Annotated in this window: 16 protein-coding genes; 6 read left to right on the forward strand and 10 right to left on the reverse strand. The window is 70.9% G+C overall.

Annotated features, from left to right (window positions below):
• Positions 1-110 precede the first annotated feature (110 nt).
• The 3 genes from FHS39_RS08310 to FHS39_RS08320 all read right to left on the reverse strand — a co-directional run bounded on the left by FHS39_RS08310 (position 111) and on the right by FHS39_RS08320 (position 2,215).
• A complete protein-coding gene (locus FHS39_RS08310) occupies positions 111-935 on the reverse strand; it encodes a glutamate racemase (RefSeq protein WP_184347831.1) in 825 nt (274 codons plus the stop codon).
• Positions 936-1,115: 180 nt separating this feature from the next.
• Positions 1,116-1,616, reverse strand: coding sequence for a transposase (locus tag FHS39_RS08315; RefSeq protein WP_184347836.1), 501 nt, complete (start codon positions 1,614-1,616; stop codon positions 1,116-1,118).
• Between the two features lie 263 nt (positions 1,617-1,879).
• Positions 1,880-2,215: a deoxyxylulose-5-phosphate synthase gene (locus FHS39_RS08320; RefSeq protein WP_184347838.1), complete on the reverse strand. Its 336-nt coding sequence runs from the start codon at positions 2,213-2,215 to the stop codon at positions 1,880-1,882.
• Between the two features lie 85 nt (positions 2,216-2,300).
• Here FHS39_RS08320 and FHS39_RS08325 point away from each other — a divergent pair, with 85 nt between their 5' ends.
• From FHS39_RS08325 to FHS39_RS08335, 3 genes are read left to right on the forward strand one after another with little or no spacing between them, the layout of a single operon-like run.
• Positions 2,301-2,693, forward strand: a complete 393-nt coding sequence (locus FHS39_RS08325) for a carboxymuconolactone decarboxylase family protein (protein ID WP_184347841.1) — start codon at positions 2,301-2,303, stop codon at positions 2,691-2,693.
• 4 nt (positions 2,694-2,697) lie between these two features.
• A complete protein-coding gene (locus FHS39_RS08330) occupies positions 2,698-2,907 on the forward strand; it encodes a hypothetical protein (RefSeq protein WP_184347843.1) in 210 nt (69 codons plus the stop codon).
• Positions 2,904-3,269, forward strand: a complete 366-nt coding sequence (locus FHS39_RS08335; RefSeq protein WP_184347845.1) for a cupin domain-containing protein — start codon at positions 2,904-2,906, stop codon at positions 3,267-3,269. The genes FHS39_RS08330 and FHS39_RS08335 overlap by 4 nt, the downstream gene beginning before the upstream one ends.
• Here FHS39_RS08335 and FHS39_RS08340 read toward each other — a convergent pair.
• Positions 3,266-3,922, reverse strand: a complete 657-nt coding sequence (locus FHS39_RS08340) for an HAD-IA family hydrolase (RefSeq protein WP_184347847.1) — start codon at positions 3,920-3,922, stop codon at positions 3,266-3,268. The two genes, FHS39_RS08335 and FHS39_RS08340, sit on opposite strands and share 4 nt — an antisense overlap.
• A 205-nt stretch (positions 3,923-4,127) precedes the next feature.
• Here FHS39_RS08340 and FHS39_RS08345 point away from each other — a divergent pair, with 205 nt between their 5' ends.
• Complete coding sequence (locus FHS39_RS08345) at positions 4,128-6,191, forward strand: MFS transporter (RefSeq protein ID WP_184347849.1); 2,064 nt, start codon at positions 4,128-4,130, stop codon at positions 6,189-6,191.
• A 9-nt stretch (positions 6,192-6,200) separates the two neighbouring features.
• Here FHS39_RS08345 and FHS39_RS08350 read toward each other — a convergent pair whose 3' ends face one another.
• Together FHS39_RS08350 and FHS39_RS08355 are read right to left on the reverse strand one after the other, a co-directional pair.
• Positions 6,201-6,704, reverse strand: a complete 504-nt coding sequence (locus FHS39_RS08350; protein ID WP_184348789.1) for a GNAT family N-acetyltransferase — start codon at positions 6,702-6,704, stop codon at positions 6,201-6,203.
• Between the two features lie 64 nt (positions 6,705-6,768).
• The gene (locus FHS39_RS08355) at positions 6,769-7,452 is read right to left on the reverse strand and encodes a TetR/AcrR family transcriptional regulator (RefSeq protein WP_184347852.1); all 684 of its coding nucleotides are present in this window, start codon (positions 7,450-7,452) and stop codon (positions 6,769-6,771) included.
• A gap of 223 nt (positions 7,453-7,675) precedes the next feature.
• On the opposite strand from FHS39_RS08355, the gene FHS39_RS08360 reads away from it, so the two are divergent.
• Positions 7,676-9,649, forward strand: coding sequence for a bifunctional glycosyltransferase 87/phosphatase PAP2 family protein (locus FHS39_RS08360; protein ID WP_184348791.1), 1,974 nt, complete (start codon positions 7,676-7,678; stop codon positions 9,647-9,649).
• 32 nt (positions 9,650-9,681) lie between these two features.
• On the opposite strand, the gene FHS39_RS08365 is transcribed toward FHS39_RS08360, so the two are convergent.
• The 4 genes from FHS39_RS08365 to FHS39_RS08380 form a co-directional block, all read right to left on the reverse strand.
• Positions 9,682-10,398, reverse strand: coding sequence for a hypothetical protein (locus FHS39_RS08365; protein WP_184347854.1), 717 nt, complete (start codon positions 10,396-10,398; stop codon positions 9,682-9,684).
• On the reverse strand, positions 10,395-10,940 hold the full coding sequence (locus FHS39_RS08370; RefSeq protein ID WP_343069441.1) for a DUF6114 domain-containing protein: 546 nt from the start codon (positions 10,938-10,940) through the stop codon (positions 10,395-10,397). The genes FHS39_RS08365 and FHS39_RS08370 overlap by 4 nt, the downstream gene beginning before the upstream one ends.
• Before the next feature lies 1 nt (position 10,941).
• Complete coding sequence (locus FHS39_RS08375; protein ID WP_184347856.1) at positions 10,942-11,562, reverse strand: DUF6230 family protein; 621 nt, start codon at positions 11,560-11,562, stop codon at positions 10,942-10,944.
• 312 nt (positions 11,563-11,874) lie between these two features.
• Entirely contained in the window at positions 11,875-13,119 is a 1,245-nt protein-coding gene (locus FHS39_RS08380; protein WP_184347859.1) for a cytochrome P450, read from the reverse strand.
• A gap of 300 nt (positions 13,120-13,419) precedes the next feature.
• Here FHS39_RS08380 and FHS39_RS08385 point away from each other — a divergent pair, with 300 nt between their 5' ends.
• On the forward strand, positions 13,420-14,589 hold the full coding sequence (locus FHS39_RS08385) for a steroid 3-ketoacyl-CoA thiolase (protein WP_184347869.1): 1,170 nt from the start codon (positions 13,420-13,422) through the stop codon (positions 14,587-14,589).
• The last annotated feature ends 26 nt before the right edge of the window (positions 14,590-14,615 follow it).

A 14,615-nucleotide genomic window follows, 5' to 3' on the forward strand; every position in this document is an offset into this window, starting at 1 on the left:
ACAGGCCCTGGGCGATCACGTAGTTGCCACGCTCTGTGATCACCCGGGGTCTGCCTCGAGCGGAGTGGCTGTACGCCTGGCCGAGAAGGTGCAGAGGATCTGGGGCTTGCTCAGATCGCCGGTGCAGCCATCGGGGAGCGAGTTGCGGCGGAGATGAGAATTTCGCGGGGTACCCGCCCTGCTGCGGCAAGGGCGCGGCCCACTGGGTGGGCTTGGGCGCCTGCCGGGAGGTTTCCGCGGCGACCGCTGAGTACCACGTCGATGGAGCCCATGGTGCTGTGCGATTCCCTGGTTCGGTCCAATCGCCGCAGTGTTTGGCGAGCGACCGCCTCCGCGCTGTCGTACAGGGTGGTTCCGGCGGGCAGGCTCTGCAGAATCTCTGGCGCCACCAGGGGATAGTGCGTGCATCCCAGCACCACGGAGTCGCAATTTTTGGGGGTTCGCTCGGCTGCGTCGGCGATCGCTTCCGCTGCTGCGGCCATGTCGCCGTGGTCGATCGCCTCGGCCAGACCGGGGCATGCGACACGCGCGACAGGCATGCCGTTCGCGTAGTCCGCGATCAGGCGATCCTGGTAGTCACTCGACGTGGTCCGGACGGTTGCCCACACGGCGATGCCTTGGCCGGTTGCCGCGGCCGATTTCACGGCGGGTACGGTTCCGATCACGGGCACGCGCGGTTCGAACCTCTCGCGCAGAGCGTCGATCGCGGTGACGGTGGCGGTGTTGCAGGGGACCACGATGGCCTCCGCGCCCCGCTGGACGGCCAATTGAGCGGCGGTGAACAGACGGTCCGTGACGAAGGAGGCCGTTCTCGATCCCCAGGGGGCGCCGTCGGGGTCCAGAAGCAGAAGCAGTTCGAGTTCCGGGGCGAGGTGCCGAAGCCAGCCTGTAGTGGAAAGGAGGCCAAGTCCTGAGTCGATCAACGCCACCGTCATGGGGTCAAGTTACCAGCCAGGTCTTGCCGCCTGGCTGGACTGGTACGGCTCATGGACCACTGCGAAGCTCCCCGAATGAGTAGGTGCGGGCACGATGGCCGGTGAAGGCCCCGTTTTGAGCCCGCTCCCGTCGAGCGCTTCTCGCGCACGCGGCTTGGAGCTGGCGCGGATGGTGGTCCGTCACGGGCGGCGGCGGGGACGGTTCTCCCAGCGGTGAGTGGTCCACGCTCGGCGGATCAGGCTGCGCGCGGCGAGTTCGGCGCGGGTCTTGTCCGAGTCGTAGCCGGCGTCCAGGTGCACGGTGATGTCGTCGGGCAGCGGCCCGAGGTCGTCCAGGCGGTCCAGCGTCGGGGCGAGCGGCGGGGAGCCGTGGTGGTTCGCTCCGGCCAGTACGCGCCCCAGCGGGATTCCGTAGCCGTCCGTCATGCCCGAGCGTTTCAGGCTCTGTTTGCCGCGATCGACCGGTGAGCGCCCCGCGACCTCTCCGCCGCCGGGGGCTTTGGTGACGGAGCCGTCGACGGCGATCTGATCGAGGACGAGGACGAGGCCGACGGTCCGGTCGCTGATGCGTGGGCGGTGGCAGCCCAGCGGATGCGTCGGTGCGTAGGTCGATCGCTCAGGCAACAGGGCGGCGAATTGACCCCAGAGTGGTTCGGTCAGCCATGATGGAAGTACAGGCACAGGTCCCCCAGTGATCACAGAACGTCGCAACTCCGTGATCACCAAGACCTGTGCCTGCTTTGCTGCCGGGCTACCACCACCGTGCCTATCTGCGCGGCCTCTTACTCTTCGGATGCTCATGGCTGAGGTGGAGCAGGCCTAGTCGGCTGTCACCCTGCGTATAAGCAAGTGATCAAACTCAAAAGCCCCGACAACTGTCCAGCGCGGGCAGTCATCGGGGGCGAGCTGGAGGACGTGGAGCTCGTCGTGGCGTGTGAGGGCGCCTACGGCACCTCTCGCCGCAGCAGTGCCTGGGCGAATGGTTCGCCTGTGCGGCGTGCGTACGTCATGCGTTCGCGGACTTCGGCGAGTGTGCGCGGGCGGTAACCGGGGCCGCCGCAGCAGCTCTTGTGGAAGCGGATGCCCGCGTGCAGCAGGACCGAGAGCGTGCGCCACGCGGCCGTGTCCCGGCGCCGCGGAGGGGCGAAGGCGGAGCCGGCGTGGATCAGGGGCTTCGCGCAGCGCGGGCAGACGCGGTCATGGTCGAAGCGGCCCGGGTGCGGCTGCTTGTACGAGGCGCGGCAGGGCAGGCAGACGAACGCGGTCTTCGCTGGGGGCATCCGGCCACCCTAGAGGCCTGCCCCGCGGGCGCCTATCGTAATAAGTGAGGCAGCCGCCCTGCGCACCTGAAAGGGAGTGGCCGTCATGGCCGGCCGTAACCGTGGTGACATCGAAGCGGAGATCAAGGAAACGCTGGGGATCGTCCCCCATTTCTTCTCGGAGATCCCCGATGACCTGCTCGAATACGAGTGGGAGATATTCAGGAAGCTGGAACTCGGCGAGACCCTGATCCCCAACAAGTACAAGGAGCTCATGGGCATCGCCCTGCACTCCGAGACCAAGTGCCGTTACTGCACGTTGTTCCACACCGAGGCGGCCAAGTTGTTCGGAGCCACCGACGAGGAGATCCAGGAGGCCGTGCACTACGCGAAGCACAGCCTGGGGTGGAGCGCCTACCTCAACGGCATGCGCGAGGACTATGACGCGTTCGCCCGGGAGTTGGGAGAGATCAAGGCTTATCTGAGCGCGAAGGGCTGAAGCCGTGCGGCTTCAGTGGGAGAGGCCCGGCGTGCTGCGGATCACCTCGCATGCCTATGAGTTCGCGGCGTTGGTCGCCGCCGCGCGGTACGTCGCCGAGTGCGAGCCGGAGGAGATCCCCGACGAGGCGCTGGAGCAGATACGGACAGTGCTGGCCGACTACGACGCGCAACTGTCGGGCCTGCGCGAGAGGACGCGTAAGGAGGAACCATGACGTCGACGACCCGCGAGGAAATGCCGGTCACCTTCCAGGGCGAGGGTGTCGAGGTGCGGACGCAGGACATCGGCGGCGGCATGACCGTGATGTTCATGAGCGCCGTCAAGGGGACGGACCTCGGTCCGTCGCTCAAGGGGCTGCCCGACGACCTGTGCCAGTGCCCGCACTGGGGGCTGCTGTCCAAGGGCCGGGTCAGGCTGCGCACCAAGCAGGGCGAGGAGATCTGCGAGGCCGGACAGGCCTTCTACTGGGGGCCCGGGCACGCCCCGGAGATGCTGGAGGACAGCGAGTTCGTCAACTTCTCGCCGACTGAGAAGCTCGACGTGGTCCTCTCGCACATGAAGGAGCAGACGGCCTAGGCACCCGAAAGGTGCAGGACGATGTCCCCGTCCGCGCCCGTTTCCACCCGCACCCGCGTCAGGTCCGCGACGGCCACGTCCGGGCCGTGGGCGGCTGCGCGCGGGCCGACGCCCACGACGCGCATGCCGGCCGCCTTGGCCGCCGTGATGCCGGCCTCGGAATCCTCGAAGACGATGCACTCCCCGGGCGCGAAGCCCAGCTCCGCAGCGCCCTTGAGGAAGCCCTCCGGGTCCGGCTTGCTGGCGCTGACGGACTCCGCCGTGACGCGCACCGCGGGCATGGGCAGGCCCGCCGCACCCATGCGGGCCTCGGCCAGGCCGCGGTCCGCCGAGGTGACCAGGGCGTGGGGGAGCGCGGCGAGGGCGGCCATGAAGGCGGGGGCGCCGGGCACCGGCACCACGCCGTCCATGTCGGCCGTCTCGGCCGCCAGCATGCGCCGGTTGTCCTCGTGGTTGAGCTCCATCGGGCGGTCCGGCAGCAGGACGGCCATGGTCGCGTAGCCCTGGCGGCCGTGGACGACCTTGAGCGCCTCCTCCGGGTCCAGGCCGTGCTCCTCGGCCCAGCGGCGCCAGCAGCGCTCCACGACGGCGTCGGAATTGACGATGGTGCCGTCCATGTCCAGCAGGAGGGCACGTGCCGTGAGCGTGGTCATCGGTGGACTCCAGAGCGCGCGGAAGAAGACAAGTGGCTCCACCCGCCGGTCAGGGAGTGCGGGCGGAGCCACTTTGTTTCTCAAAGATACAAACGGATGGGCGTAAACGCCAATGGCCCTGGTCGGCGTAGCCCAGCGGGCCGGATTCGCCCGCCCGGACGACGATGGAGGCAGCGAACGGACCCGAGCCGCCCGAGGAGCCCCCATGGCCCAGGACACCCCGGGCCCCGCAGTGGCCGCGGCGCCCGCCCCCGTGCCCGGCGAGGGGCACCCCAAGAGCACCGTGCGCGTCGCCATCGGCGCCCTGCTGCTGGGCATGCTGCTGGCCGCCCTGGACCAGACGATCGTCTCCACCGCGCTGCCCACCATCGTCAGCGACCTCGGCGGGCTGGAGCACCTCTCCTGGGTCGTCACGGCCTATCTGCTCGCCTCCACCGCCGCCACGCCCCTGTGGGGCAAGCTCGGCGATCAGTACGGGCGCAAGAAGCTCTTCCAGACCGCCATCGTCATCTTCCTCATCGGCTCCGCGCTGTGCGGCATCGCCCGGGACATGCCCCAGCTGATCGGCTTCCGGGCGCTGCAGGGCCTGGGCGGCGGCGGGCTGATCGTGCTGTCGATGGCGATCGTCGGCGACATCGTCCCGCCCCGCGAGCGCGGCCGCTACCAGGGGCTGTTCGGCGCGGTCTTCGGCGGTACGAGCGTGCTGGGGCCGCTGCTCGGCGGGCTGTTCGTGGACCACCTCAGCTGGCGCTGGGTGTTCTACATCAACCTGCCGATCGGCATCGTCGCCCTCCTGGTCATCGCGGCCGTCCTGCACATCCCGGCCCGCCGGGTCCCGCACCGCATCGACTACCTCGGCACCTTCCTCATCGCCGCCGTCGCCACCTGTCTGGTCCTGATGACCTCGCTCGGCGGCACCACCTACCCCTGGTCCTCCTGGCAGATCGTCTTCATGGCCGTCCTGGGCCTGGTGCTGCTGGTGCCGTTCGTGCTCGTCGAGCGGCGCGCCGCCGAGCCCGTGCTGCCGCTGCAGCTCTTCCGCGTGCACACCTTCGCGCTCTGCTCGGTGATCGGCTTCGTCGTCGGCTTCGCGATGTTCGGCTCGATGACCTATCTGCCGACCTTCCTGCAGGTCGTGCACGGGGTCACGCCCACCATGTCCGGCGTGCACATGCTGCCGATGGTGGCCGGCATGCTGATCTCCTCGACCGGCTCCGGGCAGATCGTCAGCCGCACCGGCCGCTACAAGGTCTTCCCCATCGCCGGCACCGCGATCATGACCCTCGGCCTGCTCCTGCTGCACCAGCTGGGCCCGGCCACCAGCACGGCCGTGATGAGCGCGTACTTCTTCGTCTTCGGCTTCGGGCTCGGCCTGGTCATGCAGGTGCTCGTGCTCATCGTGCAGAACGCCGTCGGCTACGAGAACCTCGGCGTCGCCACCTCCGGAGCCACCTTCTTCCGCTCCATCGGCGCCTCCTTCGGCGTCTCCGTCTTCGGCACGATCTTCACCAACAAGCTGGGCCCGCGCATCACCGACGCCCTCGCCGGGGCCACGCTGCCGCCCGGTGTCACCCCGACCGCCCTCCAGGCCGACCCGCGCGCGGTCGACCGGCTCCCGGCGGCGCAGCGCTCCGGCGTGCTCGCCGCCTACTCCCAGTCGATCACCGACGTCTTCCTCTACGCCGTCCCGCCCGCGCTCGTCGCCTTCGCCCTGGCCTGGCTGCTCAAGGAGGAGCCGCTGCGCGCCAGCGTCACCGCCCCGGACACCACCGAGGTGCTCTCCAGCAACCCCGTCGAACGCTCCTCGCTGGAGGAGTGCGCCCGCGCCCTGTCCGTGCTCGGCAGCCGCGAGGGCCGCCGCAAGGTCTACGAGAAGATCACCCGGAGCGCGGGGCTCGACCTGCACCCCGCAGCGACGTGGATGCTGCTGCGCATCCACCGCTTCGGCTCCGCCGAGCCGTTCCTGCTCGCCGAGCGGGTCGACGTGCCGCTGCGGCTGGTCACCGAGGCGGCCCGGGAGCTGGAGGCGCGCGGCCTGGCCGTGCGCGACGGGCTGCCGCTGGTGCTCACCGACGAGGGCCGGCGCCAGGCGGAGCTGCTCTTCCGGGCGCGCGAGCAGATGCTGGCGGATCTGCTGGGCGACTGGTGGACGGCCGCGGACCGGCCGCACGACCTCAAGGAGCTGGTCCGCGCGCTCAATGCCGAGCTGTGCGGCTCCGACGCCGAGCAGCCCCACAACGGCGACGGACGGGACCACCGCCCTCCGTGATGCCGTCCCTCACCGTGCGAGCACCGTCAGCTCCTTGCCCATCCAGACCTCCGCGTAGGGGCTGTTGCCGTAGCGCGGGATCTCCGCGAAGCCGTGCCGGGCGTACAGCGCCCGTGCCTCCACCAGGTCCTGCCGGGTGTCCAGCACGATCCTCTCCACGCCCCAGGCCCGCGCCGCCTCCTCGGCGGCGCCCAGCAGCAGGGCGGCGCCGCCCAGCCCGCGCCGGGACGCCCGTACGTACATCCGCTTCAGCTCGGCCGTACGCTCGTCCAGCCGCCGCAGCCCCACGCACCCCGCCTGCTCGTCCCCGTACCGGGCGACCAGCAGGACGCCGTCCGGCGGGGCCAGGTCGTCGCTGGGGTCCTCGGCCAGGTGCCGTTCGATCTCCTCCGGCGTCGAGGTGCGGCCTTCGTAGAGCACGTACCAGCGGTCGGCGACGTCGATCAGGTACTCGCGCAGCAGCGCGGCCGACTCGGGGGAGCCGACCGGCTGGGGCGCGATGGTCCAGGGCATGGTCATGGCCGCATGATGACGTCCGGACGGGTGCGGCCGCACCAGGATTTCGGCCAGGCCGGACTCAGCCCTGCGGAGCGCGCCCCCGGGGCGCGGCCATGTCGGCCAGCGCGTCCTCCAGCTGGCGGAACGTCAGCGGGGGAGCGGGCAGCGGCCGGGCCGCCTCCGCGCGCAGGCCGTCGAAGAGCAGGGCGAGGTGGCGGCGCCAGGAGCCGGGGACGACCGCGGCGGCGGAGGGCACGCAACGGCCCAGCGCGGCCAGGCCGAACAGCAGGTCCTCGGCCGTGACGTCCGCCCGCATCGCGCCCTGCTCCTGCGCGCGGCGCACCAGCTCGCTCACCGTCTCGTGGTTGTGCCGCCGCAGCTCGGCCAGGGTCGGGCCCGCCGGGACGGCTGTCGTCATCAGCTCGATGGCCCCCCGGTTGGCGGCGAGCCCCTCGAAGATGCCCTCCATATAGCCCACCAGCGCCGACCAGGCGTCCTCGCCCCGGCGCGCCTCCTCGCCGGTGCGCAGGCCCTCGTCGAGCAGGTCGTGGAAGACCGCCTCGATCAGCTCCTCGCGGGTGGCGAAGCGCCGGTACAGCGTGGCGTTGCCCACCCCCGCCCGGCGTGCGATGTCGTCCAGGGGGGTCTCCAGGCCCTGCTCGGCGAAGAGCTCCCGGGCCGCCGCGATGAGGGCCTCCCGATTGCGCCGGGCGTCGGCCCGCAGGGCCGGGGTCCGCTGTCCGCTGAAGCCGCTCTTGCTCATGACCGCACCCTAATGGGCCGAAGAACGTTGGATTCAGGCCACCTGTGGGAGGTTGTCAAGTGACCTGGGAGTGACCTGCATCCGTTCCCCAGGACTCAGTAAGGTCTCAAACAGCCCCAAGAGGGTGAGGTGACCGTCCGGGCGACTGGAGGTGCGTCAGAGCGTGGCGGAAGCAGAGCGGGGCGGGCTGGGGAGCCTGCCGAGGGCGGGCTCGCGGACCGGCATGGCCCTGTGGGGCCTGTGGATCGTCGCCGGACTGCTGGCCGTGCGCCAGGCTGCGGCAGTGCTGCGGCTTCCCCCGGAGCGCCGCTTCACCGACCTCGAACGGTGGATCGGCGAGAACGGCGTCCTGCACGTGCGCGGCTCGCTCTACGACACCGACACCTTCACCGGCACCCCGTTCGCCGGACTGGTCCTCAAACCGCTGACCAAGGCCGCGGAAGACAGCCTCGGCATCGTCTGGACCTTCGGCACCCTGCTGCTCGTCGTCGCCGTGGCGCTCGTCGCCGCCCGCGCCCTGCCAGGGCCGGCCGGGCGGCGCACCACCCTGTTCGCGGCACCCGTGGCGCTCATCCTGGCCGCGCTCTCGCTCCCCGTGCGCAACACCTTCACCCTCGGCCAGACCAGCATCATCCCGGTGCTGCTGGTGCTCCTGGGGTGCTGCCTGCCCCGGCTCGCCGGAGGCTCCGGCCGCATGGGCGGCGCCCTCGTCGGCCTCGCGGCCGCCCTCCAGCCCGCCGTCCTGCTCTTCGCCCCGCTGCTGTGGCTCACCGGCCGCCGCCGGGCGGCCGTCACCGGCGGCGTCACCTTCGGGCTGTGCACGGCACTGGCATGGGTGACCATGGCGGACGACTCGTGGACGTACTGGGTGCACCACATCGCCGGAGCCGGGCTCGGCCACGACCCCGGCGGGCTCGCCAACCAGTCCCTGCACGGCCTCCTGCTCCGCATCGGCCTGCGCGGCCCCGCCGAACTGGCGCTCTACGGGCTGCTGACGGCCGTCGTCGTCGTGCTCGGCCTGCGCCGCGCCACCCGCTACGCCCGGGACGGCCAGATCCTGCTCGCCACGGCCGTCACGGGCTGTGTCGCGGTCGCCGTCTCGCCCACCGCCTGGCAGCACCAGCAGCTGTGGATCCTGCTCGCCGTCGTCGGCCGGGCCGGCAGGCGGCGTGCGGACCGGCTGGTGTGGCCCGTGCTGGTGGTGCTCGTCATGACGCTGACCAGCACGGTGCTGGTGCCGCCGAACCCGGTTTTCGGGCCCGTCGGCGAGAACGCCCCGCTGCTCGCGGCCCTCGCCGCGGCCTGCGCGGTGCCGTTCCTGACGCGCACCTCGCCGCTGTGGGACCGCCCCGTGCCGACCCCGGTCGCCGAGCCGGAGCGCGGCCGGTTCCCCTGGGTGCCGCTGCTCGGCTTCTTCAAGCGGCCGCTGAACCGTCCGAACCTGTTGCTGGAGCTGATGCTGATACGGGTCGGCTACTGGGTCTACTCCTACGTCCGTGCCCAGGCCCCCGACTCGCGCAGCCTCGCCGAGTCCCACGGCCGGCAGATCCTCGGCGTCGAGAACTTCCTGCACATAGACGTCGAGTACGGATTCAACCACTTCGTGGCGGGCGTGGGCTGGCTGAAAAACAGCATGAACTACTACTACGGCACCTTCCACTTCCTGGTGCCGCTGTCCATGCTGGGCTACCTCTACCTGCGCCGCCCCGCCACCTACCGCTGGGCGCGCACCGCGCTGGGCTTCGCGACCCTGATGGCGCTCGTCGGCTTCTGGCTCTATCCGCTGGCCCCGCCGCGGCTGATGCCGGACCACGGCTTCATCGACACGGCCAACGGTCCGCAGGACCTGTCCAACCCCGACTTCGGGGCGCTGACCGAACTGTCCAACCAGTACGCGGCGATGCCCTCGCTGCACATCGGCTGGTCGCTGTGGTGCGGCATCGTCTTCGCCGTCGTCGCGCCCAAGCCGTGGACGAAGTGGCTCGGCATGCTCTACCCGTTGCTGACGCTCTCGGTGATCGTCGGCACGGCCAACCACTACGTGCTGGACGCGGCCGGCGGCGCGGCCGTCGTGGCCTGCGGCTTCGCCATCCAGTACGTACTGACGGGCCCGGGCCGGCAGGAGCCGGCGACGATCCCCGGAGCGCGCGGCGACAGCGACGCGCTGCAGCCGGAGCCGGTACGGGCCGGGAGCTGACCCGGCCCGTCGGGAGCGCCCCCCGGCGCCGGTCAGCCGCCGACGGTGATCTGGGACGCGGGGTCCGTGACGTCCGTGACGTCGTATGTGGCGTTGAACAGCGAGCTGGTGGCGCTCGTCGGACAGCCGAAGCCGCCCTCGGCCACGACGGGCACGGCGGCATCCGTGACGACGAGCTGCGACGGCGCGCCGTTGGTGAAGGCGGCGGGGAAGGTGGCAGCGGTGTCCGGCGCGGCGGTGACGGTGCAGTTGGCCAGGCCGGTCGTCTTCAGCACGAGGCCGCCCTTGGGCACGGTCAGGGAGGCCGTGATCGGCGACCCGTACTGCATGGAGACGCCCCAGGTGCCGGACGTGGTGACGGTGACGTCGACGCCGGGCAGGTTGGCCGCGCAGTCGGAGTAGGTCGGCGCGTTGAGGGCGCTGGCCACCGGCCCCGCGGGATTGACGTTGCCGGGCGCTGCGGGCACCCGGTTGTTGTCGCTGCCGTCCGCGGGGACGGAGCTGGAGACGTTGCAAGTGACGGTGACGGAACCGGCCTTGAAGGTGGCGGTGCCGTTGAGCGTGGCCGAGAAGGCGTGGCCCGCGGGGGAGACGGTGGTCGAGCCGGCGTCCACGGCGGTTCTGGCGGTTCCGGTGCCGGTGGTTCTGGCGTCGGCGGTTCCGGCGAGGCCGAGACCGAGGCTCGCGGTGAGGGCGAGCCCGGCACCGCCGGCGAGGAGGGCGCGGCTGCCTGAGGAGCGGGGTGTCATGGGGACTCCTGGGGTGGGAGATGGTGGTGGGGCCGACTGCTGGTCTCGGCTGCATCGGCGGCTTCGGGTGCAGCAGTTGCCTCGGGTGCACCGGTGGCCTCAGGGGTGTTGGCCACCTCGGCCGCACTGGCCGCCCCGGTTACCTCCGGCGACTCGGCCGCCTCAAGTGGCTGCCAGGCGAAGATCAGGCCGCCGCCGATGATGCCGACGATCGTGCCGAACAGGAAACCGCCGAGGTTGGACATCACCAGCGCCGCCGTGGCGATCATGACGGTGAGGATCCCGGCGAGTGCGCGGTACTGGGGCGCGAACCAGGCGGTCAGGCCCATGAGGATCATGACCAGGCCCATGAGGACCGAGGGGATGCCCGCGATCCCCTGTTCCAGCATGATCTTCAGGGGCGCGAGCGGGAGGGCGCAGATCTCGGCGCCCGCGACGACGGCGGCGAGCCCGCCCCAGAAGGGGCGGCCCTTGCGCCACTGCCGCCACGCGGCCCACGGCCGGCGCCGGGGACGGACGGATTCGGTGCCGGCCGTCGCCACGTCAGAAGCACTCCCGCTTGCCGAGGCCGACCTTCATGTCCAGGCCGGCGAGCTTGAACTTGCCGGCGTTGGTCGCCCAGGCGGTCTGGTGCAGGCCTGCCACCTTGATGCTCTTGGCCTGCTGCCCGAAGGCGTCCTGCAGGCCCTGCGCCGAGGCGGGCCCCTTGTTGAGGGTCGATGCGTCGCGGCCGATCTCGATGTTCTCGAAGGTCGCGTCACCGGACATCTGGGTGGCGTCCAGGAAGAGGTCGGTCGCCTCGACGGGCTTGTCGCCCTTGCCCGCGGTGAGTTCCAGGGTGATGTCGCCGATCAGCGGCAGGGTGGTCACCACCGACTGGCACAGGTCGTGGATCTTGGCGCTCTTGATGGCGGTGACGGCGACGGGCAGCAGCTTGCCGCGCGCATTCTTGTCCACCCCGCCGTACTGGGCGAAGCCCTCGCCCTCCAGACTGGAGGCCCCGACCTTGAACTCCTGGCCGGAGACGGCGAACGAGGCGGCGAGCGCCCCCTGGGCCAGCGCCACGGCCAGCGCCGCGGTGGCGGCGAAGCCGGGGATCGACAGCACCGCGAACTTGCGCCACCTGACGCGTCCCGTGACCTGTCTGCCTTGAGCGTCCTTCATCCTGTCTGTCCCCTCGGAAGAGCGGTGAACAGCGCGGCGCCATGCGCTGCGCTGCCTGTGCGTGCCTGGGGTGCCGTGGTGCCGTGAGGTACGGAAGGACCGGGTTCCGTGATGCGCGTGATGTGGCGCCGTACGCATGTTGTTGACGCAGGGTGTTGCCGAAGCCACCGTGCAACGCACAAAACATGCCGATCCGGAAGATGTACCCGAGGGTAAGTCCGCCGGCGGCCACTGACAAGCTTCTGGTATGGACCGATTCCGGCCTCCCCAGGGGCAGTTGGGGTGGCTGGGACTGGAGGGAGAATCGGGGAGTCAGTCCCCGTACTGCACCCGCAGTTCCTTGATCCCGTTGAGCCACGCCGAGCGCAGCCGCCGCGGCTCGCTGCCCTCATCCAGGCGGATGCCGGGCAGGACGTCGGCGATCGCCTGGAAGATGAGGTCGATCTCCAGCACGGCGAGCGACTTCCCCAGGCAGTAGTGCGGCCCTCCGCCGCCGAAGCCCAGGTGGGGGTTGGGGTCGCGGGTGATGTCGAAGGTCCCGGGCGCGTCGAAGACCTCGGGGTCGTGGTTGGCGGAGGCGTAGAAGAGGCCGACGCGCTGGCCCTGCCGGATCGTCTCGCCCGCCAGCTCGGTGTCCTGGGTGGCGGTGCGCTGGAAGGAGACGACGGGTGTGGCCCAGCGGACGATCTCCTCCGCCGCGGTGGCGGGCCGCTCGCGCCGGTAGAGCTCCCACTGGTCGGGGTGGGTGAGGAAGGCGTGCATGCCGTGGCTGATGGCATTGCGTGTGGTCTCGTTGCCGGCCACGGCCAGCAGCAGCACGAAGAAGCCGAACTCGTCGGAGCCCAGGTTGCCTTCGTCCTCGGCGGCCACGAGCCGGCTGACGATGTCCTGCGCCGGGCACTGGGTGCGCGCCGAGGCGAGGTCCATCGCGTAGGAGATGAGCTCCATCGCCGACCGGGTCCCGATCTCCTCCGTGATGGCCAGCTCCGGGTCGTCGTAGGCGACCATCTTGTTCGACCAGTCGAAGATCTTCGCGCGGTCGTGCTGGGGGATGCCGATCAGCTCGGCGATGGCCTGGAGCGGGAGTTCGCAGGCGATGTCGGTGACGAAGTTCCCGCCGCCGCGCCGCCGGGCCGCCGCCACGATGGCGCCCGCCCGCTCGCGCAGGGCCGACTCCAGGGCCCGGATGGCGCGCGGGGTGAAGCCGCGCTGGACGATCTGGCGGACCCGGGTGTGCTCGGGCGGGTCCATGTTGAGCATGATCAGGCGCTGGACGTCGATCTGCTCGCGCTGGATGTGCTCGTGGAAGCGGATGATGGCGGTGTTGACCGAGGAGGAGAAGGTCTCCGGCCGGGTGGAGACCTCCCGGACGTCCGCGTGCCGGGTCACCGCCCAGTACCCCTCGTCGTCGAAGCCCGCGATGCCGCGCGGCTGGCCGACCCACCACACCGGAGCGGTCTGCCGCAGCCGCGCGAACTCCGGCAGCGGCACCCGGTGTTGGTAGAGGCCGGGGTCGGTGGGGTCGAAGCCTTCCGGCAGCGCGGGACAGGGGGGCATGGCCATCACTCCGTTGGTCGGTCGTGCCGGGTCGGGAGGGGAGCGGATACTTCTGACGACACGTCAGAAGTGGCCGGACGACCGTAGTGACGGCGCCTGCAGGCGGCAAGGCCGACGACGCCATCTGTTGCGCAGCCGGACGGTGCGCGACCCTTGCGTACCGGCGGTAGCGCTCGTAAGACTGCGAACAGAACTAGAACTTGTACTAGTTCGGCCGGGGGTGTCGGGGGTCGTCCCCGGGACGACAGTGGCCGTGGGTGCCGGGACGCCCTGCGGCCGCGAGGAGAGGACGAGTTGGTCATGGCCTCGGAACCCGTCATCGTCGAAGCGGTGCGCACCCCCATCGGCAGGCGCGGCGGCGCGCTCGCCAATCTCCACCCCGCCTATCTGCTGGGCGAGACCTACCGTGAGGTCCTCGCCCGCACCGCCATCCAGCCGGACTGCGTCGAGCAGATCGTCGGCGGCACCGTCACCCACGCCGGCGAGCAGTCGATGAACCCCGCGCGCACCGCCTGGCTCGCGATGGGGCTGCCCTGCGAGACGGCGGCCACCACCGTGGACTGCCAGTGCGGCTCCTCCCAGCAGGCCAACCACCTCGTCGCCAACATGATCGCGGGCGGCGTCATCGACATCGGCATCGCCTGCGGCGTCGAGGCCATGTCCCGGGTGCCGCTGGGCAGCGCCTCCAAACACGGGCCGGGCAAGCCCTTCCCCGACGAGTGGAACGTCGACTTGCCGAACCAGTTCGAGGCCGCCGAGCGCATCGCCCGCAAGCGCGGCCTGACCCGCGAGCGCGTCGACGCGCTCGGCCTGCTCTCCCAGGAGCGGGCGGCCCGCGCCTGGTCCGAGGAGCGCTTCAAGCGGGAGACGTTCGCCGTGCAGGTGCCCACCACGGAGGAGGAGCAGCATGCCGGGCAGGGCATGTGGCGCCTCGTCGACCGCGACGAGGGGTTACGCGATACGAGCATGGAGGCGCTGGCCGGGCTCAAGCCCGTCATGCCGCACGCCGTCCACACCGCCGGGAACTCCTCCCAGATATCCGACGGTGCCGCGGCCCTGATGTGGGCCTCCAAGCGCATGGCCCGCGCCCTCAAGCTGCGCCCGCGGGCCCGGATCGTCGCCCAGACCCTTGTGGGCGCCGACCCCCACTTCCACCTCGACGGACCCATCGACGCGACCCGCGCCGTGCTCGGCCGGGCCGGGATGTCGCTGCGGGACATCGACGTCGTGGAGATCAACGAGGCGTTCGCCTCGGTGGTGCTGTCCTGGGCCCAGGTCTTCGAACAGGACCTGGAGAAGGTCAACGTCAACGGCGGCGCCATAGCGCTCGGGCATCCGGTGGGGGCGACGGGCGCCCGGCTGATCTCCACCGCGCTGCACGAGCTGGAGCGCCGGGACGGCGAGTTCGCCCTGATCACGATGTGCGCGGGCGGCGCACAGGCGACGGGGACGATCATCCAGCGGCTTTAGCGGGACGCCGAAAAGAAGACACCGAA

It is taken from the genome of Streptomyces olivoverticillatus (genome assembly GCF_014203555.1).
GTDB lineage: Bacteria > Actinomycetota > Actinomycetes > Streptomycetales > Streptomycetaceae > Streptomyces > Streptomyces olivoverticillatus.